Annotated in this window: 1 rRNA gene; it reads left to right on the top strand. The window is 50.0% G+C overall.

The window, feature by feature from the left end:
• A 23S ribosomal RNA gene (locus tag KJS63_RS26000) occupies window positions 1-228 on the top strand; the annotation flags it as partial.

The following is a 228-nucleotide window of genomic DNA, read 5'->3' as shown; positions in this document are numbered from 1 at the left end:
CAGCCACCATTTAAAGAGTGCGTAATAGCTCACTGGTCGAGTGACTCTGCGCCGAAAATGTAACGGGGCTAAACACACCACCGAAGCTATGGCTTGATGCTTTGCATCAGGGGTAGGGGAGCGTTGTGTATACGTTGAAGGTGTACCGTAAGGAGCGCTGGAGAGTACACAAGTGAGAATGCCGGTATGAGTAACGAAAAGATCAGTGAGAATCTGATCCGCCGAAAG

It is taken from the genome of Paenibacillus sp. J22TS3 (genome assembly GCF_018403205.1).
GTDB classification, from domain to species: Bacteria; Bacillota; Bacilli; order Paenibacillales; family Paenibacillaceae; genus Fontibacillus; species Fontibacillus tuaregi.
This window is presented reverse-complemented; position numbering and strand designations above follow the sequence as displayed.